The following is a 24072-nucleotide window of genomic DNA, read 5'->3' as shown; positions in this document are numbered from 1 at the left end:
AAAGAAGGTCCGACGATGAGCAATGAAGTAATAAGGGTCTGCGACTTAATAAAGACCTATAAAAATGGGAGCATTGAAGTAACGGCCTTAAGAGGCATCAATTTGGTGATTGAAAAGGGTGAATTTGTCGCGATCATGGGAACCTCAGGATCAGGCAAATCTACTTTAATGAACATTCTTGGGTGTCTGGATAGACCTTCAGAAGGACAGTATTACCTGGAAGATATCTCAATAAGCGATAAAACAGATAATGAATTATCCTATATAAGAAATCAGAAAATCGGTTTTGTGTTTCAGTCATTCAATCTCATACCCAGAACCAGTGCATTAAAAAATGTGGAGCTTCCTATGGTATATGGTAAAAAAAGTGCAGCGGAAAGACGGAAAAGAGCTATATTTCTCTTAGAAAGTGTAGGGCTGGGCGATCGGTATGAACATATGCCGAATGAACTTTCCGGAGGGCAACGGCAACGAGTCGCCATTGCAAGATCGCTGGCAAATGAACCGCCGATTATACTGGCGGATGAGCCGACAGGAAACTTAGATTCCAGATCTTCTATTGAGATCATGGACTTATTCACAAAGCTGAATCGAGAAAATGGAAATACCGTTATCATCGTAACGCACGAACCGGATATTGCAGCCTTTACAGACCGGGTTGTCACTTTTAAAGACGGTCAAATTGTCAGCGACCAATTAACCGAAAAAGGAATAAAAAGTAAAGAGAATAGGACTGCGAAAGAAAATAAAACCGATGACGTACAAGGGAAAGCGGAGGAGGTGGAAGTATGCTGCTAATTGAAAATATTAAGCTGGCTCTTTCCGCAATACGAGTCAATAAAATGAGGTCCTTTCTTACGATGCTTGGAATCATCATTGGAATCAGCTCGGTCATTGCCATCACCTCCATAGGAGACAGTGCGAAAGGCGCGGTAAGTAAAGAGTTTGAAGGCTTCAGCTCCTACGTGTATTTGATGATCAACTGGCAGATGACGGATGGCGGCATAAATGAAAGTGATCTGTTTACGACAGACGATCTGGAAGCTTTAAAAGAACGATTTCCGGAAGATATTCGATACGCCGTACCCACTTCTTCGGCAAATAGTGAAACTAAAATCGGAAGATTAAAGGCGAAGTTAAATATAAGCGGAGTAGGAGCAAACTACAATAACTTTAATACGAGTATCAATTTACTTTACGGAAGGTTCGTCAATAAAACCGATGTGGACGGAAGAAGAGACAGCATCATTATTGATGTAGAGGCCGCACGATATTTATTTAATAAAGAAAACGTGGTAGGAGAAACCTTACCTGTAACAGTACTCGGCGAAAATAAAGATTTAACCGTTGTTGGCGTATATGAAGTTAAAAAATCTATTTTCAGTCAATTAAACAATAGCGGAAGTTATACCTGCTATGCACCGTATAGCACATTGATGCATCCGGGAGAAGGCAGCTCGTATATCGAGATTTATGCAAATGAAAATAAAAATCAAGATGAACAGGCAAAAGCTTTTGCAAACTATATGGTGAAAATCAAAGATAAACAACCTGAATTTTATACCGCAGAGTCGGCACAATCGCAATTGAGTTCTATTAATCAGGTGCTAGGAATTCTATCCCTGGCGATAGGTGCTATCGCAGCAATTTCTTTGTTGGTCGGAGGAATCGGAATCATGAACATCATGCTGGTGTCGGTAACCGAACGTACAAGGGAAATAGGCATAAGAAAATCCTTAGGAGCACGGACAAACGACATCTTAACCCAATTCCTGATTGAGGCAATGATATTGTCGGTCATTGGCGGTATCATAGGCACAGGTTTAGGAATTGGTATAGCAACTATAGGAATGACGGTCGCAGGTATCGATATCGTCATAAACCCTATAGTCATCTTGATGGCCGTCAGCTTTTCAGCTTGCGTAGGGATCTTCTTTGGAATTTTCCCTGCTAGGAAGGCAGCGAAACTAGACCCGATCGAAGCACTGAGATTCGAATAAAAAACGACCTTCTAAATGGAGGTTTCGACGGGTTTTATCGGAAAAACGACACATAGTACCAACGAGGCTCTAATTTGTCTTAAAAAGCAAATTAGAGCCTCGTTTTTTCTTGATATAAAGGATTTTATTCCTGTTCCCCCTATTTGAGCAAAAACCTTCAGAAGCTAAAAAATAAAGTTATAGAATTTTAGGATTTTGCAAAAATTATATTTTGTTGATTCAAAAAATTAATAATAAAAATCCAAAGAATAATTTAGAATTTATTTTTTCATATGCTAGATTATTCCGGAAAATTATAACAATATAAAATTTTAAAAATCTAAAAAAAATATTTATCAAAATTAAAATTATTTTCAAAAATAAATTCTTTATTTAAATTCTTTATCTTAATTTAATTTTAAATTTTTTTGATTCTATTTTTCCATTCTTCTAAAATTTAAATTTTATATCAATATTCTACATGAAAAATTCTCAATTTGGTTTACTTAAAAATCATTCGATTTTTAAAAAATATATAAAATTTCAAAATTAATCAGACAAAAATAATAATTTAAAAATTATATATTGTTCTAAAAATAATACAAAAAGTTCAGATTTATTTTTATTTCAATCCAATTTCACCTCATTCATTTTTATTTTAAAATTTTCTATTTTTATTTACTCAAAGAGGAAGAAGAGCGTTTTTTGTAATATATTGCTGAAACAGCAAGCTGTACTATTTCACGTGAAAATTTCACGGTCAACCTATTTTTTCACATCAACCTTTGGATTATCAGGGATGAAAGTTTACTAAAATAGCAGTTACAGAACAGAGTGGCCTTGGCATCGGAGCAATCCCCCTATAATAAAAGTTTAAAACAAAAGTGAGACTTAAGAAATAGGGATAGTTATTGAAAAAAGAACGGAACAGAGCCTTATATTAAAACAAATATTGTATTAATTAAATAATACAATACTACATAAAAAAACAGGCTTAAAATCAACCGTAAATAAAAATACACCTTGAAAACTCCGAAATTAAGCAATTTTGATGCAAGAATCAGGGGTAAATGTAAATATAAATATTGTATCAGTTAAATAATACAATATTACAATATGCAAATGAAAAAGTCTGAAATAAGCCGGAAAGTAAAAAAATAAAGATAAAATTAGACCAAAATGAACCAGTCCGCTTCTATAGAAATAAGAAAAAAGGCGAATTGTTGAGTAAAAGGCTTTGTAAATCTCCTTTGAGGGGTTATTCAAGCAGGATAACAGCTGAAATCAACACTTGAAAATACAAATTTCATAGACACGTGCTAATGAATAGAACGAAACAAATTGAAAATTTCAGCTAAAGAATCGCATGTACCCGTTCAAATTTCAATAATAGATAAAAGTAAAATTGTACTATTTAAAAAATACAATAATACAAAAGGAAGGAAAGATAGAAAAAGCAGAATTGTATCATTGTAATAGTACAATAAAACAAAGACAAAATTTTTATGTAAAACGTAAGCATTTTTGCAGGCAGAGGTCAGAGATGAATAATAAAAACTTTTATTTTCAAGAAAAAAAGAAGAAATTGAGTTGAACTCAGATCAAAATTTCAGCTTGACTCCATAAAATATGAAATTTCTGCGTAAACATGAAAAATTAAAACAAATCAAAAATTTTAGAGTTTACATTTTATTTAGGAGAAAAAAATTATAGTATAGTATTGAAAAATAAGTATTTATTAAAATTATATCTGCTATATATTGTTCTGTTTAAATAATACAATGCAACAGATTTTTTAGAAAAAATAAATTACTTTTAAATTAAATCGCGAAAAATCAATGTAGTATTGTACTGATTAAATCATACAAACGGCGATTTCTATTAAAGGGAAAAAAATAAAAATGTTGACAAGTAAAATTTACTGTATTATTGTACTATTGAGACAGTACAACTTTTGTGAATAAAAGTCAGGGGGGCATGTAGTAAATGGAAAAAAATAAAAATGAGTCAGAGATAGTACATAATGGCATTTCAGAGAATCTACCGGCCTATATCAAAGTGATGGAAATAATAAGAAGAAATATTATTTCCGGTATGATGCAACCCAATGAAAAAATTCAATCGATAAAAGAGTTAGCGCAAAAGTATAAAGTGAACCCCAATACCGTTCAACGTGCGCTTACGGCTTTAGAGAAGGAAGGGCTTTTGCGCTCTCATCGAACGGCCGGCAGATATGTAACAGAAAATAAGCTGCTGATCAAAAGTATACGAAACATGGAAGCAAGAAAAATAACGGATGAATTTGTAGCACAGCTCCGGAATCTAGCAATAAAGCCGGAAGAACTGGTAGAACTTTTTGCAGGACCGATTAAAACAGAAGCGCAGGAAGAAACGGCATAGAGGGCGAGTGATTAATCGCCGTAAAAAGAGGAGAGACGATCTTGACCAATACAGAAGAAATGAAGTTTAATGAAAGCATGCCGATCTATTTGCAATTAATGGCAAAAATCAAACAGGATATTATATCGGGACAGCTGGAACCGGGAGCAAAGATTAACTCGGTCCGAGAGCTGGCTTCCAAGTTTGGTGTAAACCCCAATACCATGCAAAAAGCATTTGCGGAACTGGAGCGGGAAGAAATCCTGCATGCAGAACGAACTGCGGGGCGCTATGTAACGAAGAATAAATTGTTGATAGAAAGTATACGCTTTAAAGAAGCGAGAAGAATAACCGAAGCTTTCATCAAGCAAATGAAAAGCTTAGGCTATAAAGAAGAAGAAATAATTGAATTTTTACCTTATTCTTTTAAGGAGAGCGAATGAAGCCAACGGAGAAAAAATCTCTTTTGGCTTTAATTTACAATGGCAACAAAAAATAAGGTATAATTTGATCAAAAGAATGAGCGGTCAGGAGTGATAGGAAATGGCAGAAGTATGTCAAACGCCATGGAGTCAAATGGAAATCAACCAATTGTTTGGAGAAGTGTTGGAAGAAGCGGCAGCCTTGGGCATACCGTTTTCAAGAAATATCCATCAAAAGGTTATTATAAATAAAAGGGCTAAAAGCCGATTCGGGTGCTGCAAAAAAATTAAATGCGGTTTGAAAACAGAATTTGAAATAGAGCTTTCTCATCGTTTGCTTTGTTGCGATAAAAAGCTGATTAAACAAACACTTGCCCATGAACTGCTGCATACCTGCCCGAGGTGTGATAATCATGGGAGCATCTGGAAAGCGTACGCGCAAAAATGGAATACTGCATTTGGCTACCAAATAAAAAGAACCGGAAGTGCAGAAGAATTGGGCCTTGAAAAAAATCTTGCCTCCCGTCCGTTAAAAGAAAATTATATCGTTGTTTGCAAAAACTGCGGAGCGAAGATTGCACGGACAAGACTGTCTCCGGTTATTAAATATCCTCACCATTACAGATGTAAATGCGGAGGGAATTTACAAAGAGTAAAATAAATAATAGAGGAGAGGAACAACCTGATGAAAAATTTGTTTTATTATGAAACGATAGTGGGAACAATCGGTATAGCAGAAGAAAATGGGTTTCTTACGGATTTATTTTTCGGTGAAGAGAATGCACCGGAAAACTCCGTACAGAAAGAAAGCCCGTTATTAAAAGAAGCCGTTAGACAGTTAAAGGAGTATTTTACGGGCAGTCGAAAGAATTTTGATCTGCCTTTGGCACCACAAGGAACGGATTTTCAAAAACGCGATTGGAAGGCTCTTCAAGAGATTCCCTATGGAGCTACCGTATCTTATTTAGATATCGCTCAAAAAATAGGGTGTCCGAAAGGCGCAAGAGCAGTTGGCCTAGCCAATAACCGTAATCCGATTTCCATTATTATTCCTTGCCATCGAGTAATCGGCAAAAACGGAAAATTGGTCGGCTATGGCGGCGGAGTGGATAAAAAAATCAAATTACTTGAATTAGAAGGCGCAGCTTTTAAAAAATAAAGGAAGAAAATGAAAAGGGAGTAGGATATGGAGAAAAGCCAAGTAGCACTGGTAGTCTGTAGAACTTATGAACAGGAACAGGTAGATTCGGCACTCGAAAAAGGAATCCGCTTGCTGGGGGGGATAGAGGCCATTTTTTCTAAAGAAGAAAAAATACTATTAAAGCCAAATCTGCTTGCAAAGGCAGCGCCTGAAAAAGCAGTAACCACACATCCGGCCGTATTTAAAGCAGTAGGAAAATTGCTTCAAGAGGCAGGCTATGAAAATTTATATTATGGAGATTCCCCAGGAAATCCCATCGGCGGAGTAGCACGAGTAGCTTCCGGCTGCGGTATCAAAGAAGTAGCGGATGAATTGAAAATAGAATTGGGTGATTTTAATTCGGGACAAGAAATCGTTTATGAAGAAGGATTGACAGAAAAACACTTTATCATTAGCAATGCGATTCTTGACTGCGATGGTATCGTCAATATCTGCAAGATGAAAACACATCAATTGGAGCGGATCACCGGAGCAACTAAAAACATGTTCGGTGCCGTATACGGATTAAATAAAGGGGCCTTCCACGCGAAGTATACCGATGCAGACAGCTTTGCTAAAATGATTGCCGATTTAAATAATTTTGTAAGACCCCGGTTAAATATCATGGATGGTATTATCGCGATGGAAGGGAACGGACCTCAATCGGGAACCCCTATTGCAATGAACATGATGTTGCTATCGAAAGATCCGATTGCGTTGGATACGGTATTCTGCGGATTGGTGGGCCTGAACCCTGAGTTGGTTCCTACCAATAAACGAGGACAGGAGTATGGGGTAGGTACGATGCTTGAAGAAGAGATCGACGTATTGACTGATGAAGGTATATTGACGATAGACGATGTATCGAAGAAATATGGCAATTTTAATTTTGATGTATATAGAGGCGGCGATAGTAAGATGCAGCTTAAAATGTTGAAACCGATGCAGCCATTGCTGGAAAAAAAGCCTGTTATTATCAAAGAGAAATGTGTAAAATGCGGTATTTGCGTGGATAGCTGTCCGCTTACAGAAAAAGCGATTTCTTTGCAGGGATATCCGGCATATAATTATAAGACGTGTATTCGATGTTATTGTTGTCAAGAAATGTGTCCTCAGAAGGCGATTGAAGTAAAAACGCCAAGGCTGGCGAGAATGTTCGATCGAAATTGGAAAATATAGAAAGTATTATGGAGGTAATGAAATGGCAGGTTTGTTCGAAAAATTTGGTGAAGTGGCCAAGACCGCAGCGGATAAAACATCCGATGCAATTGAGCTTGCAAGATTAAACTCAAAAGTAGCAAAAGAAGAACAAAAAATAAAAACTTTGAAGGAAGAGATCGGAGATCATTTTTTAGAATTGTTCAAAGCCGGAGCGTTGGAAGAGACCTTTTTAGCAGAGAAGGCCAGGGCAGTGGAAGAGTGTGAAAAAGAGAAAGCTTCTTATGAAGAAATGATGAAAGGGATTAAAACGAAAATATAAGGAACAACGATGAAACGAGAAGAAGTACGAGAGCGCCTTGAAAATCAGGCGGAGCAAAGCTATAAGGAATTTAATGATAAAATTGTACCCGGCGTAAAAAATGCCATCGGTGTTCGGCTTCCGGCTTTGCGGAAGCTGGCAAAAGAAATGGCAAAGGAAGACTATAAGGAATACTTCGATGAGTTGGAACACACAGAAAAAGCCTCACTCTATCACGAAGAGCTTCTTCTTCAGGGAATTTTAATCGGTATCATAAAGGTAACGCCCAGTGAAAGAATGGAGTACATCAAAAAATTTGTTTTTAAAATCGATAACTGGGCCGTATGCGATACGTTCTGTTCAGGTCTTAAATTTACGAAAGACAATGGGCCATTGATGTGGGAGTTTATTCAGCCCTATTTAACCGATGAGCGGGAATTTTTTGTTCGCTTCGGTGTTGTCATGCTGATGTGCTACTATATTGATGAAGAACATATAGAACGGGATATTGAGATTTTAGAAGGAATTCAACAGGAAGGGTATTATACAAAGATGGCAGTCGCTTGGGCCCTATCCTTATGCTATGTGAAATTTCCGGAAATCACCCGTTCTTTTTTCGAAAAGAGCAATAACAAATTGGATGATTTCGCATATAATAAAGCGATTCAAAAAATAAAAGAATCTTACCGCGTAACGAAAGAAGAGAAAGCGTACTTACATTCGCTAAAAAGAAAATAAAGCAAAGAGTATCAAAATAAAAGAGGTTTCTCCTTTAAGAAGGAGTACCACAGAGACAAGAATGGAATCAAATAAAACATCCCTGTGCCGAGACGGACAGCATTTGCTGTTCGTCTCTTTTTTTATTTGTGTTGTATTTACAACGATAAATTTCCGTCTTATGGTATATACTTCAATTATCAAATCAGTCCATCCTCAAGTGTATGATTTGCATAAAGTTACGGATACTATTAAATTAGCAGTACATTGCAAATAGTCTGCTGAAAATGAGGAAGTCAGAAAAAATTTATTTTATTTATGGAGGGTATAATTATGGCAATTACAAAAGACATGACCATTGGAGAAGTGGTAAGAAATCATAGAGAAGCAGTTGGCGTATTAATGGAGTTTGGTATGGGCTGTGTAGGGTGTCCTTCCGCACAGGCAGAAACCTTGGAGGAAGCAGCATCCGTTCATGGCATTGATCTTGACAAGCTCATCGAAAATTTGAACAAAGCAGTATAAGACCTAATAATGGGGGGAAGAAAGCATGAGTCTATTTTTAGGAAAAATACATTATTGGCTCTATAATAAAATCATATGGGCAGAAAAAGCAGAAGAAGAAATAATTCAATGGGCAAAAACGAATGGATTACCTGTTGAACAGTGGGTACAGCAAGGCATTGAGACATATGGGAAGCCCACAGGAAATGAGGTACTGGAAGAAGTCATCGATACGTCTAATATTCATGGATGGCTGCAAGAACGGATTAAAAGTGCCGAATTAAGGCAAGCCGCTTTGATTACCCATATCATAGCGGAAAAAGAAAACTATAAAGAAGATTTAATTCAAATTTTTAAGGCGCAGGGGAAAGAAGCGGCGCTGGCCTATACGGAACAGCCGGATACACCGGAAGGACTGTACAATGCCGTTCATGATTTCGTTCTGGAAGGGATGCCATGCGATCGGGCAAGTGCCGTTCTATCAAATGATCCGAATGAGATCAGTTGGGAGATTACCACCTGCCTTCATGCACCTTATTGGGAGCAGGTGCAGGGCGATGTTAAAAATTTCTATGATTTGCGTGAGGCGTGGGTGTCTTCCTTTATAGAAACATTGAATTCTCATTTTAAATATAGCAAATCTACCGATGGAACACACCGCATCATAAGAAGCTAGAAAGGAGTGACGCGTATGAATTACATCGAATTGATGGTGGAAGAACACAGAAATATTAAAAGAATGCTTTCTGTGATTCGAAAATACTGTTATAAAGTATTGAAAAATGAAGAGATTGATTATGCAGATTTCTTTATATTGATTGATTTTGTAAGAAATTATGCGGACAAGCATCACCATGGGAAAGAAGAACAATTGCTATTCGACAGGATGCTGAACGAGCTGGGCCCGACTGCAGAAAAGGTTGTCCGTAATGGCATGTTTGTGGAGCATGATCTCGGCAGACTCTATATGCAGGAATTGGAAATCGCGTTAAACAACGTAATCAATGGAGATGACGAGGCTAGGCTGGATGTCATTGCCAATGCCATTTCGTATACGCATTTGCTTTACAGGCATATCGATAAAGAAGATAATGTGGTTTATCAGTTTGCACAGAAAAACTTGTCACCGGAAACACAGGAAAAGCTTGAGCAGGAATGCAACCGGTTTGAAGAAGAAGCAAAAGAAAAAAATACACAAGCAAAGTATATTGACATGATTCGAGAATTTGAAGAAAAAGTAAAATAATGACCCTGCCTATTTTGGCATACTGAAAATATAACATCTGCAAAAAAATTATAAAATTTTTATACTTCATAGCACATAATGGGAAAAAAATGCATATAGTGACTATGGGTAGCTTTCTACCCCTCGTGTAAATTAAATAAAAGTTTGGAGCGGTAAGATGATATATTTAGACAATGGAGCAACGTCGTTCCCTAAAATGCCGGGCATGATAGAAACCATGACAAATTGCATGTCCAACTACTGCGGGAATCCAGGACGTTCAGGACATTATATGTCAATGAAAACAGGGGAAGAAATCTATAAGACCCGAAAAGGTTTGGCTAAGTTATTTAATATTGCAGATCCCGGACGGATTGTTTTTACTTCCAATACGACCACAGCGTTAAACCAAGGAATCAGAGGGATTCTGAAACAGGGAGATCATGTCATCACCACGGCGATGGAGCATAACTCCGTATTACGACCTTTAAAAGCGTTAGAAGAACAGGGCATTGGACATACTATTATTCCCTGTGACAGAGCAGGATTTGTCAATATCAGAGATATAAAAGCCTCTATCAAAGAAAATACGAAGCTGATTGTATGTACGCATGCGTCCAATGTGACGGGCACGATCATGCCTATTAAAGAAATCGGGCAGCTTGCGCGCAGAAATAGTATCTTATTTATGGTCGATGCGGCACAAAGTGCCGGCGTTTTGCCCATCAATGTAGTGGAAATGAATATTGATCTGTTGGCTATGCCGGGGCATAAAGGACTGCTAGGGCCGATGGGTACAGGAGTATTGTATGTAGCGGAAGATATTCAGTTAGATCCGCTTTTCCAAGGAGGAACCGGAACGGCATCCAAGGACAGAAAGCAACCAAAGGATGTCCCGGAAGGGCTTGAATCCGGTACCGGAAATGCACCGGGAATCATAGGCCTTGGATATTCGGTAGAAAAATTGATGCAGATCGGAGTCATTTCGATAAGAAATTATGAAGAAGAATTGACCGCCCTTTTGGACGAAGGCCTTCGGAACATGAAGAGAGTTATTGTCTATGGGCCGGAAGATTGCAGCAAAAAGGCCGGGATTGTTACGTTTAACATCAAAGAAAAAAGCTGTGAACAAGTAGCGGATCAATTAAATGAATATTACGGTATCGCCAGCCGCGGCGGCTTCCATTGCGCGGGTCTTGCCCATAAGACGATAGGAACGTGGGAAACGGGTGCGGTTCGATTAAGTGTAGGCCCTTTTAATACCAAAAAAGAAATAAAAACTGCCATTGAGGCAGTCTTTCGGATTACACAGAAGCTCTGATTTGATCAATGCCTTTATTGGCCAGTGCATCTGCGAGGTTATTCATTTCTGTAATATATTTAAAATCCTCAAAAGAAAAAGAGGAACCGTTCCATTCAATGAACTTTTTATAGAGAGTGTGAAAATCTGTATTTTTACTGTTCAGATTTACGTGCCCTTTTACCCTATAGTAAGAAATATGGTGGTCCTTGACTAACGCTAAGAGGCGTTCCCATAAGTCTCGATTTTCAACGGGTTTTTTACTGGCGTTTTTCCAATCATTTTTCAACCAGCCAAGGTACCACTTTTCCCGAAAACAGTTCATGACATAAGAACTGTCAGAAAATATTTGAATCGTTTGGTTTGGCTTTGTTATGGCCTCCAATGCAGAAATAACGGCAATCAGTTCCATCCGATTGTTGGTTGTATTGGATTCTCCTCCAAATAGTTCTTTTCGATGTTCCCCAAATTCTAAGATACTTCCCCATCCGCCGATATTAATTTCATTTTGATTACCGGAACAAGCTCCGTCTGTATATATTTTTAAAATTGCCATAGTATAATCTCTCCCCATGTAGAATACTACTATTATGCATGAAATAAAGTTGTGGCGCAAGTAAATGTAAAAGCATTTTAAAACGTGTGTAACACGGTTGTAATAATAATGATGTATACTAACAAAGTAGATTGGTGTATTATACCATAAAAATATCAAAAAATAGGAAAGGGGGAGGATTTGTTTTGAAGCGTTGTTTGACTGTGTTTATCTTAATATTGACGTTAATTTTCAGCAGCACAGCGATGAGTTTTGCATCTGTTGATCCGGATGTTGCGATTGTCAATCCGGTATCCTACAGCACGGTTACCTCTACGAATCTCCTTGTTTCCGTTAAATTAACTAAAGCGAAAACGATCAAGGTTACGGTCACCGAAGAACAGAAAAGTATAGATAGTACGGCTTATCCGTTAAGCGAAAGCGATATGAAAGCGATCCAAGACGGCACCTTCACGGGAAAACGTGTTAGTCGTTTAGTACTGGATGGCGATTCTTTTACATCGACCAACAACTTAAGTTTTTATACGAAGAAATTAGAAAAGAATATTACGCCGGGTGTATATCGAATAAGAGTCGATACCATATTCCAGGGGAAAATTACGCACACCGGTGTCAACTATGTACTGGTTAAGAGTAAAGCTGCAGATTCCGCAGATCTCTTTGATTCGTCTTCGTCGGGCACGGCAACTTTTCTACAGAATTTGCTTAAATCAATATTTGGTGGAGATTAAAGGATGCCTTAGGCGGGAAGATAAAATACAATGGAAAGAGTAAGTGTAGATATAATTGAAAAGACAAAAAATATAGCCTTAGTAGTATTGGTTTTTACAACAATACTACTATTATATTTTTTGTGGGGCGATTCGAGCTTGGATGATTTCAATTTTTTGGATGAAAATGCGCCTGTTAAAAAATTGCTGGCTGAAGATGTGATCGTTCCGAAAGAAATTATTATCTCCATGGGAAACGGCAATTACACCGTCGGAAAGGACGAGTTCCCTGAAATCATCAGTACGTTCAAAAAATTTTCCAAGCAGCAGAATCTATTGGTCGATGAAATTCCAAAGGAAAAATACCAAGAGGTTATGGAATATCCTTCTATTCGTGCAGTGTTTAACTATAATATAAATTTCAGCGGTTTTTGCGGCCGGTACGGCATTACGCAGGCATTGGGCTTTAATAATATCAGTACATTGTCCGAATTGGGCTTTTCCAAAGGAAGGCAAGACAGCGTATTTATCTACGACGGCGCGAGTAAAAAGTATTTTAGAATTTGGTGCGATTCGGAAAACAATTTTACTTCCTTTGAGGATATCGCCAGCAATACGGAAAATACAACGTATTATCCGCTGAAAATTTATCTAGGTGAAGAAAGTACAAATGAAACACTGATACCTATTGAACTTCCGACGAGTTTAAAGACGGTGCCTTTTGAACAGGATTTTAATGTAGGTGAAAAGGAAATTATAAATACGTTTGCTCAAACCTTTTTCGGAGAAAGCCTTGACTTTGTCCGAATATTAGAAGAGTCAAACGGCACGGTTATTTTCATGTATGGATATGGGCAGAAAATACTGATCATCAGTCCGGATGGGAGTGCAGAATACAAAGAAGAACAAAAGAACATCGATACGAATCAAGTTTCCTTTTTCGATGCATTGGACACTGCACTGAGTTTCGTCGCTTCACATGGAGGTTTTAAGACAGTAAACGGAAAAGAACTTAAGCCGTATTTAACAGAGGTATCTTCTATATCCGGCGAGAAGAATGATTTCCGATTTGTGTTTAGTTTTACTGTTGACGGAAATAAGCTTTATTATCCGTATAAAGCTCCTCTCACAATAGAAGTAACCAATGGTCAGGTCTCCTATTTTAGAAGAAACTTCATCGCAGTAGACGAAGAGTCCGAGAAGCAAACGCCTCAAACGGAAAAGCAGACGGCCATTAATATGCTGGCTTTGAATTTTGAAAATATAAAAGGAATCTTAATATCGGAAAAAGAGCAGCAAAAGCAAATATCGTTTGAACAGCTTGCAAATGATATTGATGGTCTGTATATTGGTTATTATAGACCGCTGACAGACCGAGAACCCAAAGATCTGATACCGGCGTGGATTGTTGAAATAGACGGTGTACGATTCTTTATGGATTTATATGATGGGGATTGGCTTGGATATTCTTTAGAATAAAAATTGTTTTATCAAATCATAAGAAACGAGATGATGTAATACATGGATTGGTCAAAGGCAAAAAATATTTTAATCATAGCATTAATAGCGACAAACCTTTTTCTACTGTTTACCTATCTGGATAAAAATTATCTGGGGAAGCAGGAGACGGATGAAACTGTTCTTTTTTCCGTGCTTGCAGATAAAAATATTTTTGTAAAAACAAAGCTGCCGACGAAGTATGATAAATTACCGGCAGTAACTGTAGAATATGATAATGACCGGGAAGAACAGATCAAGGCGAATTTATTTCGAACCATTTATAATGTTTCACCTCAGGCAGGGGAAACGGAGTATAAAGAATCCGCCACCCGCTTTTTAGAGGATTGCGGCTTGATGAATGAAAATATCCTGTTAGAAGGGGTATTTAAGCAGGACGGTGAAACCATTGTAAGATTTAAAGCTTGCTATAGGGGTATCCTCATTGAAGACAGTCCCATAGAATGTAAATATGAAGACGGGAACCTGAAAGATGTAACGGAGCATTGGCTAACCCCGATTGAACAAAGTAAGAAAAAGTTAAAAATTATCTCACCGGAGCAAGCGCTGCTCATATTCATCAGTGAGAAAAAGAACAATGATAGAATAATTATTGAAAAGATGACCTTGGTTTTTTGGATCAATGAGTCTAGCTTTAACGGGGAGGCTTTGGTATCCGATACAGCATTCCCGGCATGGCAAATTACGTATAATGACGGTCAAAAGAAATATATTGAAGCCTATGAGACCTAGAGAAAGAAGGAAAGAATATGACATTGAGTTTTTGCTCTTTTTCCAGTGGAAGCAGTGGAAATAGTTATTTAATACGAAGCGAATGCACCGGCATATTGGTAGATGCCGGAATAAGCGGTAAAAAAATAATAGAAGGTTTATCCGCGACCCAGACTCCTGAAGAACAGGTAAAAGCACTCTTGATTACACACGAGCATATTGATCATGTTAAAAGTCTGAAAGTAATTACCAAGAAGCTTTCCGGGATCAAGGCGTATGCCAATGAAAAAACGTGGCAGGCGATAGAAGGAAAAGTAAACCCACTGCAGCAGGAAACCTTCGTAACGGGCGAAGCTTTTATGATTGGCGATATTTTGGTAAAACCGTTTCCGATTTCCCACGATGCGGCAGAGCCGGTTGGATTTTCTTTTTTTGCGGACGAAAAACAAATTACGGTGGTAACCGATACCGGTTATATCACCGAAGAGATTTTTCAAGAGATGAAAACCGCAGATATTTTAGCATTAGAAGCGAATCATGATGAGAATATGCTTAAAATGGGTCGATACCCGTGGAGTGTAAAACAGCGAATCCTCGGGGATAAAGGACATTTATCCAACACGATGGCAGGCAAATGCATTTGCAAGATATTGGATGACTGCAAGCAGGCAAGAGAAAAAAAGCAGCGCAGAATTTTATTGGCGCATTTAAGCAGGGAGAATAATTTTCCGGAGATGGCGTTTCAGACCATCAAGAATGTTTTGGAAGAGTCCGAACATTATTTGGGAAGTAATCTTCAAATACATACGATCATTAAAGATGAAATCAGCTTGGTGTACGAAGTATAAAGAGCAAAGCTATAGAGAGGTCTTATAGAAGCCGGAAGGATAAGCAGGGTATGAATATAACGGTTGTTTGTATAGGCAAACTGAAAGAAAAATATTGGACAAACGCAATAGAAGAGTACAGCAAACGCTTATCCAGATATTGTACATTGTCAATAGACGAATTGAAAGAGGAGAAACTTCCGGACAATGCTTCGGCCGCTGAAGAAGAGGCGGTCAAGGTTGCAGAAGGAAAGAATATATTAAAGCGGATCAAAAAAGAAGCCTATGTGATCACCCTTGAAATCAAAGGTGCACAGGTAAGCTCTGAAAAGCTTGCCGATAAGATGTCGGCACTTGGACTGGAGGGCAAATCCGAAGTGATTTTCGTCATCGGCGGATCGCTGGGCCTGTCGGACGAAGTAAGTCAGCGGGCAGACTTCAAGCTGTCTTTTTCTGCGATGACGTTTCCGCATCAAATGATGCGAGTGATTTTATTGGAACAGGTTTACCGGGCGTTTAAGATTATGAAGAATGAAAACTATCACAAGTGAGGATAAAATCTATAAAATGTCAAGGAATAAAAGCATTCAATCAAAATGGGTGGATGCTTTTTCTTAATTTCATAAGATTATACGCTTAGAATAGGGATGTGAAAAATAATTTGAATAGGAAAGGTGTCTTATTTTTATGTTAAGAAAAAAAATTTGTTCAATAGGGGTAATAGTGTGTATTCTTTCATCCATTGCGATTCCGTCTTATGCGGATGTAGACACGTCACAAAAGTATCTAGGTGTAGCTAGCAGTACTACAGCGATTACAGAGCAAATGGATACAGGTGCGCTAACCGATATTTCCAACCACTGGGCAAAAACTAATATTGAGAAATTAGTTGCTTTGAAAGCTATTAATGGTTATGAAGATGGGACATTTAAACCTGACCAGACGATCACCCGTGCAGAATTTCTGAAAATAGCTATGCTGGCAGTAGATCCTATGATTGATACAACAGCAGAGGAAGGCACTCATTGGTGTAGTGGGATTTTAAACGTAGCCTATGACAAACAGGTGCTTAATGATTATGAAATGCCATCATCTAAAGAAGAATTAGATCAACCAATTACAAGAAATGAAATGGCTAGAATACTAGTGAGAATAAATGGGAAAATGCAAAAAGAACCAGATGTGAGCGTTGCAGGAATCGAAAATGTATTGACGGATTATCAAACCTATTTTCCGAACTCTACAGAATATATATCCTACGTAGCAAAAGCTTACATCAAAGGCTTAATATCCGGATACAGCGATGGTAGCTTTCAAGGAAAGAAACAAGGAACTCGTGCCGAAGCGGCAACAATGATTCTTCGACTGTTAGATAAAAGTTCAAGAGTAGCGGTGGATACCGAGAAGCTTCAAACCTCAACAAGTATCACAAATTCGAAAGGACAAATGGTTCAGACGGAAGTAAAGAAATACTGTTATCAAGCATTTTCACAAACAAAAATTTATAGTCAAGATGGAAAGTACTACGTTTCCGTAAACTTTCCTGATTTACCTAGCGGATTTTTGTGGCACCCCGTTATCATGAGCTCAACAAAAGAAGGAATTCTTATTTATTATTCCGAGTTAGACCCCAATACGGGACTGGCAGACCCTACTGTTTCAGTTGGTGCGACGGATACAAAAATATATGAGGTAAACGGTTTAACTGCAGACCAAGTAAAAGCCGGCGCAGAAATTAGTTTTACTTTAGAAATCGTACAGCCAGATAGTAGAACAGTAACAGCATCTTATAGTGTTGATACATCAAGACCAGGACAAATCTATGAGCTTAGTTTAGAAGTTGGTGGAGATGCGATGGTGGATTATAATACGTCAAATATTTTTAATGATACCGATTGGTAGATTATTAAGAAGTTTGTAGTATAATAAAGATAAAGATTACAAACAGGAAAATGAGAAACATAAATTACGGAGGTATTTTAATGATCAAAGCGTATTTAGCAGGAATTTCATCCTTGTACGAAGGTGAGGATATAGAGGTTCGATACAGTATCTATGAGGATCAAGAGCTGATATCTAAAGAATCTCTTATAATGGAATATAAGAAACCAGCAATCGTAGGAGAAGTTGCATTGTTAACGCTATTAAAGAAATTAGAAAAATTTAAAGGTAAAGAGATAGCCGTTACGGTTAATGATGCGGCTTTGTGTGAATTAATTCGAGGAACATCAACAACAAAAAATAAGGATGTTCAAGATATGGTAAAGAAAGTACAAAAAGAGCTATCCAAGTTTGAAAATGTTGTTATCAAAAATGTTAGTGTAAATCATATAGAATTGGCTAAATGGAATGAAGTACTACAGGGGTAATCGAGAGAAGTACCTTGATGAGGCATGTTTCTGATAATGCCCAAAAAGGTTTTAGGAGTAACACATGGCATGGAGTAAAATAAAACAGAATCTCGAGAGCTTCCTTAGTCCTACACTAGTGGGTAAGGTGGAATACTGTGCAACAGGCTATCGTTATTTACCGGATAAATCAGGGCGGTGTTATATAACCGTAGATAAAATGGAAGTCCTCAATATGAGTGAGGGCAATGCCATGCTTCCGTGGTATAAGACTGAACAGGAAATAAAGAATAATACGGATATACAACTTCCTGTTAATAAGGAAGATCTTGCAATGGTCAGAAAAGATGTGGGCGATTTAGTTCCTGATGAACGACTGGAAGTGATTACAAGAGAGCGCAAAAAATCAGTATATGCGAAGGACTTGATGGCGGCACAGACAGCACTGTGTAAATCTGATTTTTATTCTGCGGCTACACTTTTTTTGTCGGATTCCATAGAAAACAATCTTGAGAGTAAGGATATGTTATTAAATATTTTTGCGTTGATAGACAGACGTATGGGGAAAAAGAAAATTTTAAGTATAGAGGAAAAAATGAAGTTAAAGCACCCGATTGTTCAGTATTTTTACGATCTACGCCGTACACAATATAATTAAAATCCCGCTGCAAATAAGTACGAATAAATAATGGCATTCAATCAAAATGGATTGAATGCTTTTTTATTAGATAGATAGCTTAGTTAATGAAAAATCCACCTTGAAAATATTACCACGCAAAGATACAATGGAGTCGTATTTAACAAGACAATATTAACCATTCTATTATCCATAGGAATCAGCATTGGCAACGGGGTATTAGCTAATTTATGCGACAAGAGGTGAGAATTAATTTGGAACGGAAGTTTATTGATAGCATTTTTCTAAATAAAAATATAGAGGAACATTCTTATCTATATCATTTACCAATAGTGCAGTATCTTATGAAGGACAATGTTATTCGTTTTGAAAATGATGTGACATTTTTTGTAGGTGAAAACGGGACTGGGAAATCAACATTATTAGAAGCGATAGCAGTTGCATACGGCTTTAACCCCGAAGGGGGAACTAAAAATTTTACTTTTTCTACGAACGACACCCATTCCGAATTATGCGATTATCTAACAGTATCTAGATCCAAGTACGCAAAAGATGGCTTTTTTCTGCGAGCAGAAAGTTTTTATAATGTAGCAACTAACATTGAAGAGCTGGATAAAGAAGTACCGTTATTACAAAGTTATGGTGGAATATCATTACATAAACAGTCGCATGGTGAGAGTTTTCTTGCCCTAGTTCAAAATCGTTTTGGAGGAAATGGGCTGTATATTCTTGATGAACCCGAAGCAGCGCTCTCTCCATCAAGGCTATTAACTTTAATTGCAGAAATAGATAATTTGGTAAAAAATAATTCTCAATTTATTATTGCAACGCATTCTCCTATCCTTATAGCCTTTCCAAATGCAAAAATTTATCAACTAACCGAGACTGGAATGGAAGCCGTTTCATATAGGCAGACAGAACACTATCAGTTAACAAGAAGTTTTCTGGAAAATCCCGAAAAAATGTTAAGATATCTGCTGGAAGATTGAAGAGATGGTTGCTTTATTTTTGATTAAAATAGCATTTAAACATTAAATGACAAAAAATAGTCAAAATATCTGTTGACATTCCCCCAAAGGGTAAGGTTTATAATTCAACTATAGAGCTTAAAACGGTAATGCAAAAACACTAAAATAGATACCGTTCTTTATTGATTTTACTTTTTCGCTTAATTTTTTTATTTTGTTATATAATAAAGACATTACATTATAAACAAGTGATCTTAAGTTAAGTTTAGGGTATGATTGATACATAAAAGTGTATTATAAATAAGAGTATTCGTAATAAGGTATTAAAAATTGTGAAAAAAATAGCAATCAAAGCACTTGATATGGTATAATGAACGCAAATATTGAAACGGCGTCGCCGTAAGGCAGCGTTCAATGTAAACAAGGAGGGAGATAATCCATGAGAGAATTTAGTATCAGTACAAACGTCTTCTTTGGAGAAGGATCTTTAAATAGATTAAGTGAAATAAAAAATAAGAAAGTCATGATTGTGTGTGACAAATTCATGGTTACCTCTGGGATGGTAGATAAAATAAAAGAAAAATTGGTAGGCTGTGAGGTTTGCGTATTCAGTGACATCGTGCCGGACCCATCTGTTGAGATTATTGCAGCAGGTATTCAGGCACTTCAAAATTGTAATGCCCAGATTATGATTGCCCTCGGAGGAGGTTCTTCCATTGACGGAGCAAAGGCCATCCGAGAGTTTTCTAAAAATCTTTCAAATATCACGGTTGAAATAGAAGAATGTTATGCGATTCCGACTACGAGCGGGACAGGCTCTGAGGTAACCCAATATTCCGTTATAACCAATAAGGAAGAAGGCTTGAAATATGCAATGGCGAATAAGTCTTTACTGCCGATGGTAGCGATCCTCGATCCGGAGCTAGTTGCTTCTGTGCCTCCGACCATCACGGCAGATACCGGAATGGATGTCCTGACTCATGCGATAGAAGCCTATGTATCATCCGATGCAACAGACTTTTCCGACGCACTGGCAGAAAAGGCAATCACCTTAGTCTTCCGATTCTTACCGGAAGCATTTGCAAATGGGAACAATCTATTAGCCAGAGAAAAGATGCACAACGCATCTTGCTTAGCCGGAATGGCTTTTAATTCCGCAGGGCTTGGCATCACCCACAGCTTGGCACACGGCATCGGCGGGAAGCTTCATATATCACATGGAAGAAGCAATGCCATTATCTTACCTTATATTGTGGAGTTCAATGCCAATATAAAGAACGGTTTCAATAAAGAGTTTGAAAGAGCGGCAAAAAAGTATCAGCGGATTGCGAAGCTGCTGGATTTACACGCAACCACCGTGCCGATTGGAGTCAATAATTTGATTCAAAATATTGTGAGTCTGCAAAAATCATTGACGATTCCTACCGATTTCAAAGAACTTGGAGCAGATATCGCTTTTGCGCAGTCGATGAAGGAAGAGATTCTGGAAGCGGCCATGAATGATATTTGTACAACCACCAATCCGAGACCCGTTTCCAAAGAAGACCTAGCAAGTCTTTTCGATAAGCTGATGGGTCAAAAATAAATGAAATAAAAATTTTGCAAAAGAGGTCTTTTCTAAACGGAAAGCCTCTTTTATTATAGGTATATAGAAAAATAATTGGAGGGATGGAAAATGCACACACTTTTAAGACTTCAAAGTGCACTGCTTAAAGAAATCGATAAATATGAAAAAATTGTGCCGGAAAGAGATCATTTTATTGATTGGGAGAGGGTACATATTTCAAGCTGTGCGAAACTGGGCTATATCCTGGCAGAAGAACGCGGCGTAGATCCCATTATGGCGGCTTGTGCCTGTGCCATTCATGACTATGGACGAATCGTGACCGGCAAACAAGCTGGGCATGCGGAGGCCGGATATCTTCCGGTACAGGAGTTTTTAAGAGGAACCGGTTTGTTCAATGAAGAGCAGATACTGGAATTGGCGATTACCGTTAAAAACCATAGCAATAAAAGTGAAGTCGGATCGCCGTTGGAGGAAATTGTGAAAGATGCGGACGTTCTGGATTTTCATCAATATGGATATACGTTTCCTCGAAAGGAACAACAGGATCGTCTCGCTAGATTATTAAAAAAGGGGTTGTCTCAAAAGTCTGCATTCTAGATAGTCAGTATCTCCGGATACGTTTTCAGAATGAATTTTTTCAGAAATTTATCTCACAGTTTTCAGATAGAAAAGTAAACTCGCTGTGCGCTCAAACAGTACTTTTCTTCGCACTTCGTGCTCGCTGAAAACCTTGTGTGCTAAATTTGAAAAAATGGTCATTCTTCAAAATGATCCGTCGCTACTGGATATCTAGAAATATTCAAGCTGTTTTGAGTCAGGCTTCCGATTTTATGGCGATTATTCAAATTTCTTCGTTGCATCTAAATACTTCATCAGGATGCCGATGTTTGCATAGTAATAAGAAAATTTATCTTTGCTTTGAATTTGAATGAGTTCCGCTTGAACTAATTTTTTTATGTGCTGAGAAATCGTCGCTTGGGAATAATCAAAAGCAGCGACAACATCTTTGTTGCATACGGCAACCCGTTCTCGGTTGCATTTCATGATATGTCTATATATTTTAATCCGGGCAGGGTGTGCGAGAGCATCGGACACTTTTGCGATTAAAAGGATCTCTTCTTCTTGAAGTTCATCTGTTTCTTTTCTAAGTCTCATAGGATTCTCCTTCTTTATTACGTAGGAACTATCGCTTGCGATATGACGGAGTATCATAAAAAGCTACCGTTAAAACGCGAGCGAATGCGAGCTAAAAAGTGCCTCGCAGAGGCTTTTTTTATATAAGTATTGCCTATTAACAATATACAGTTTACACGATTAGAATATGCTTGTCAATATATGTAGAATTTTAGCATGTATTCGCCATAGGTGAAATAGCAGCAAAAATATTTGCACTATTTCGAATATATGTTACTATAGAATTATTAGAATATTTCCTTATTGAAAAATCCATTGGGTTAAGGAGGAAAGATGAACGCAAAACAATTTGAAAAAATCGTTCAGGAATTGGCCGGCATTATCGATGAGGGTATCCATATTGTGAGCGCGGACGGAAAAAGCATTGTATATAATCAAGCGATGGCTACTCTTGAAAAAATGGAACGGGAAGACGTCATCGGGAAGCCTTTTCGCCTTGTATTTTCGCACATTCCGAAGGAGCAAAGCACGCTGCGGAGAGCATTAAAATATGGGGAACCAACGCTGAACAAAACACAGACTTATTTAAATCGATACGGTAAAGAAATCAGTACCGTCAATACAACCATTCCGATTTTAGATGATAACGAGAAGGTCATAGCGGCAGTAGAATTATCGAAGGATATTACAGATATAAAAAAATTGTCCAATACCATCCTAGAACTACAGGCCGAAACTATTCCGAGACATAAGGTTACGGAACCTAAAATTCGAAAATACAGCTTTAAGGATTTGATCGGAGAAAATAAGCGGCTTAAACAGACCCTTTCCATTGCCTGTAAGGCGTCTAAAACCGACGCATCTGTTTTTATTTACGGAGAAACGGGAACAGGCAAGGAATTAATTGCGCAGAGCATTCATTTTAATAGTGCCCGAAAAGAAAAACCGTTTCTTGCTCAAAATTGCGCCGCCTTGCCGGAGAGCTTGTTGGAAGGAATTTTATTTGGCACGACGAAAGGCGGATTCACAGGTGCGGTTGACCGGCCGGGGCTATTTGAACAGGCAACAGGAGGAACGCTGCTGCTAGATGAAATCAGTGCGATGCCTTATGAGCTTCAAAGCAAGCTTCTCCGAGTTTTGCAGGAAGATTACATACGAAGGGTAGGGGGGAATAAGGACATCCCCATCGATGTGCGAATTATTGCGACCGTCAATGAAACACCGGAGGAACTGATGCAAAACGGATGTCTTCGAAAAGACCTGTTTTATCGGCTCAATATCATTAATATCTCTATTCCGCCGCTCAGGGAGCGTAAAGATGATATCCCGATTCTAGTTGATTATTTCCTCGAAAAGCATAATGCTCGATTTGAAAAAGAAGTTTGGATGACTTCGGAAGGCGCTCTTCGGAAGCTTGAAAACTATGACTATCCGGGAAATGTGAGAGAACTTGAAAATTTTATCATGTCGGCTGTTTCACTGGCGGATAAGGAACATGTCTTAACGGAAGATTTGCTTCAGCTGCCGAATTCCCGTAGTTTGGGTATAGGGAAGTCGGAATATGATTATGAAGATATGACAATAGATGAATATTTAGAGCGCACGGAGATCAGCATTATAAAGGAAACGATGGCAGAAATGGGCGGGAATATTTCCAAGGCAGCAGATGCGTTAGGTCTTAAAAGACAGACACTTCAACACAAACTAAAAAAGTATAAAATATAAAATTTCGGGAAATATGCAAAAATATTTGCGTATAAATGCAAAAATATTTGCTATTTTAAATAAAATATCGCTAATTACACTATAAATTTTTCCATAAACGGTTTTTATTTCAATAAGAAGGTTGAAATAGAGCCGTTTTTTTTATTTGGCACAGGATTTGCGTATTACTATTTCATCAAGAAAGAACAACAGAAATTATGGGGCGA

27 protein-coding genes are annotated in these 24072 nt (G+C 37.8%); 25 read left to right on the top strand and 2 right to left on the bottom strand.

Annotation, left to right across the window (positions count from 1 at the left end; all coding sequences use genetic code 11):
* Positions 1-15: 15 nt before the first annotated feature.
* From JYB65_RS08100 to JYB65_RS08040, 13 genes are all read left to right on the top strand, one after another.
* Positions 16-798 (top strand): ABC transporter ATP-binding protein, encoded by a 783-nt coding sequence (locus JYB65_RS08100; protein ID WP_206582141.1) that lies wholly within the window; start codon positions 16-18, stop codon positions 796-798.
* Positions 789-2000, top strand: coding sequence for an ABC transporter permease (locus JYB65_RS08095; protein WP_206582140.1), 1212 nt, complete (start codon positions 789-791; stop codon positions 1998-2000). Before JYB65_RS08100 ends, JYB65_RS08095 begins: the two co-directional genes overlap by 10 nt.
* Positions 2001-3965: 1965 nt before the next feature.
* On the top strand, positions 3966-4379 hold the full coding sequence (locus JYB65_RS08090; protein ID WP_206582139.1) for a GntR family transcriptional regulator: 414 nt from the start codon (positions 3966-3968) through the stop codon (positions 4377-4379).
* 41 nt (positions 4380-4420) lie between these two features.
* Positions 4421-4801: a GntR family transcriptional regulator gene (locus tag JYB65_RS08085; RefSeq protein WP_245156624.1), complete on the top strand. Its 381-nt coding sequence runs from the start codon at positions 4421-4423 to the stop codon at positions 4799-4801.
* Positions 4802-4901: 100 nt separating this feature from the next.
* Positions 4902-5441, top strand: a complete 540-nt coding sequence (locus tag JYB65_RS08080) for a SprT-like domain-containing protein (RefSeq protein WP_245156623.1) — start codon at positions 4902-4904, stop codon at positions 5439-5441.
* Positions 5442-5465: 24 nt separating this feature from the next.
* Positions 5466-5939: a methylated-DNA--[protein]-cysteine S-methyltransferase gene (locus tag JYB65_RS08075; RefSeq protein ID WP_206582138.1), complete on the top strand. Its 474-nt coding sequence runs from the start codon at positions 5466-5468 to the stop codon at positions 5937-5939.
* 27 nt (positions 5940-5966) lie between these two features.
* The gene (locus tag JYB65_RS08070) at positions 5967-7139 is read left to right on the top strand and encodes a DUF362 domain-containing protein (RefSeq protein WP_206582137.1); all 1173 of its coding nucleotides are present in this window, start codon (positions 5967-5969) and stop codon (positions 7137-7139) included.
* 22 nt (positions 7140-7161) lie between these two features.
* Positions 7162-7440, top strand: a complete 279-nt coding sequence (locus JYB65_RS08065; protein WP_206582136.1) for a hypothetical protein — start codon at positions 7162-7164, stop codon at positions 7438-7440.
* 9 nt (positions 7441-7449) lie between these two features.
* On the top strand, positions 7450-8157 hold the full coding sequence (locus tag JYB65_RS08060) for a DNA alkylation repair protein (RefSeq protein ID WP_206582135.1): 708 nt from the start codon (positions 7450-7452) through the stop codon (positions 8155-8157).
* A gap of 312 nt (positions 8158-8469) precedes the next feature.
* Positions 8470-8661, top strand: coding sequence for a DUF1858 domain-containing protein (locus JYB65_RS08055; RefSeq protein WP_206582134.1), 192 nt, complete (start codon positions 8470-8472; stop codon positions 8659-8661).
* A 25-nt stretch (positions 8662-8686) separates the two neighbouring features.
* Positions 8687-9316 (top strand): hypothetical protein, encoded by a 630-nt coding sequence (locus JYB65_RS08050; protein WP_206582133.1) that lies wholly within the window; start codon positions 8687-8689, stop codon positions 9314-9316.
* 15 nt (positions 9317-9331) lie between these two features.
* Positions 9332-9886: a hemerythrin domain-containing protein gene (locus tag JYB65_RS08045; RefSeq protein WP_206582132.1), complete on the top strand. Its 555-nt coding sequence runs from the start codon at positions 9332-9334 to the stop codon at positions 9884-9886.
* Positions 9887-10043: 157 nt separating this feature from the next.
* The gene (locus JYB65_RS08040) at positions 10044-11186 is read left to right on the top strand and encodes an aminotransferase class V-fold PLP-dependent enzyme (RefSeq protein WP_206582131.1); all 1143 of its coding nucleotides are present in this window, start codon (positions 10044-10046) and stop codon (positions 11184-11186) included.
* On the opposite strand, the gene JYB65_RS08035 is transcribed toward JYB65_RS08040, so the two are convergent.
* On the bottom strand, positions 11170-11721 hold the full coding sequence (locus tag JYB65_RS08035; RefSeq protein WP_206582130.1) for a ribonuclease H family protein: 552 nt from the start codon (positions 11719-11721) through the stop codon (positions 11170-11172). The two genes, JYB65_RS08040 and JYB65_RS08035, sit on opposite strands and share 17 nt — an antisense overlap.
* Positions 11722-11906: 185 nt before the next feature.
* On the opposite strand from JYB65_RS08035, the gene JYB65_RS08030 reads away from it, so the two are divergent.
* The 11 genes from JYB65_RS08030 (at position 11907) to JYB65_RS07980 (ending at position 21604) form a co-directional block, all read left to right on the top strand.
* Complete coding sequence (locus JYB65_RS08030; protein ID WP_206582129.1) at positions 11907-12452, top strand: hypothetical protein; 546 nt, start codon at positions 11907-11909, stop codon at positions 12450-12452.
* 30 nt (positions 12453-12482) lie between these two features.
* Positions 12483-13910 carry a two-component system activity regulator YycH gene (gene yycH / locus JYB65_RS08025; RefSeq protein ID WP_206582128.1) on the top strand — a complete coding sequence of 476 codons (1428 nt, stop codon included), beginning with the start codon at positions 12483-12485 and terminating at the stop codon, positions 13908-13910.
* Between the two features lie 42 nt (positions 13911-13952).
* Positions 13953-14681 carry a two-component system regulatory protein YycI gene (gene yycI, locus JYB65_RS08020; RefSeq protein ID WP_206582127.1) on the top strand — a complete coding sequence of 243 codons (729 nt, stop codon included), beginning with the start codon at positions 13953-13955 and terminating at the stop codon, positions 14679-14681.
* 17 nt (positions 14682-14698) lie between these two features.
* Positions 14699-15508, top strand: coding sequence for an MBL fold metallo-hydrolase (locus JYB65_RS08015; RefSeq protein WP_206582126.1), 810 nt, complete (start codon positions 14699-14701; stop codon positions 15506-15508).
* 50 nt (positions 15509-15558) lie between these two features.
* Positions 15559-16038 (top strand): 23S rRNA (pseudouridine(1915)-N(3))-methyltransferase RlmH, encoded by a 480-nt coding sequence (gene rlmH / locus JYB65_RS08010; RefSeq protein WP_206582125.1) that lies wholly within the window; start codon positions 15559-15561, stop codon positions 16036-16038.
* A gap of 136 nt (positions 16039-16174) precedes the next feature.
* Positions 16175-17389 (top strand): S-layer homology domain-containing protein, encoded by a 1215-nt coding sequence (locus JYB65_RS08005; protein WP_206582124.1) that lies wholly within the window; start codon positions 16175-16177, stop codon positions 17387-17389.
* A gap of 80 nt (positions 17390-17469) precedes the next feature.
* The gene (locus tag JYB65_RS08000; protein ID WP_206582123.1) at positions 17470-17856 is read left to right on the top strand and encodes a reverse transcriptase-like protein; all 387 of its coding nucleotides are present in this window, start codon (positions 17470-17472) and stop codon (positions 17854-17856) included.
* A 64-nt stretch (positions 17857-17920) separates the two neighbouring features.
* Positions 17921-18493: an SF0329 family protein gene (locus JYB65_RS07995; RefSeq protein ID WP_206582122.1), complete on the top strand. Its 573-nt coding sequence runs from the start codon at positions 17921-17923 to the stop codon at positions 18491-18493.
* A gap of 209 nt (positions 18494-18702) precedes the next feature.
* Positions 18703-19461 carry an AAA family ATPase gene (locus JYB65_RS07990; protein ID WP_206582121.1) on the top strand — a complete coding sequence of 253 codons (759 nt, stop codon included), beginning with the start codon at positions 18703-18705 and terminating at the stop codon, positions 19459-19461.
* Positions 19462-19879: 418 nt separating this feature from the next.
* A complete protein-coding gene (locus JYB65_RS07985) occupies positions 19880-21025 on the top strand; it encodes a 1-propanol dehydrogenase PduQ (RefSeq protein WP_206582120.1) in 1146 nt (381 codons plus the stop codon).
* 90 nt (positions 21026-21115) lie between these two features.
* On the top strand, positions 21116-21604 hold the full coding sequence (locus tag JYB65_RS07980; protein ID WP_206582119.1) for an HD domain-containing protein: 489 nt from the start codon (positions 21116-21118) through the stop codon (positions 21602-21604).
* A 240-nt stretch (positions 21605-21844) separates the two neighbouring features.
* Here JYB65_RS07980 and JYB65_RS07975 read toward each other — a convergent pair whose 3' ends face one another.
* Positions 21845-22162: an ArsR/SmtB family transcription factor gene (locus JYB65_RS07975; protein WP_206582118.1), complete on the bottom strand. Its 318-nt coding sequence runs from the start codon at positions 22160-22162 to the stop codon at positions 21845-21847.
* Between the two features lie 312 nt (positions 22163-22474).
* Here JYB65_RS07975 and JYB65_RS07970 point away from each other — a divergent pair, with 312 nt between their 5' ends.
* Positions 22475-23866 carry a sigma-54 interaction domain-containing protein gene (locus JYB65_RS07970; RefSeq protein ID WP_206582117.1) on the top strand — a complete coding sequence of 464 codons (1392 nt, stop codon included), beginning with the start codon at positions 22475-22477 and terminating at the stop codon, positions 23864-23866.
* Positions 23867-24072: the final 206 nt, after the last annotated feature.

It is taken from the genome of Clostridium aminobutyricum (assembly GCF_017255415.1).
Taxonomy (GTDB): Bacteria; Bacillota; Clostridia; order Peptostreptococcales; family Anaerovoracaceae; genus Aminipila; species Aminipila aminobutyrica.
Note: the sequence above shows the minus strand (reverse complement) of the source record. Positions and strands in the feature narration are given on the sequence as shown.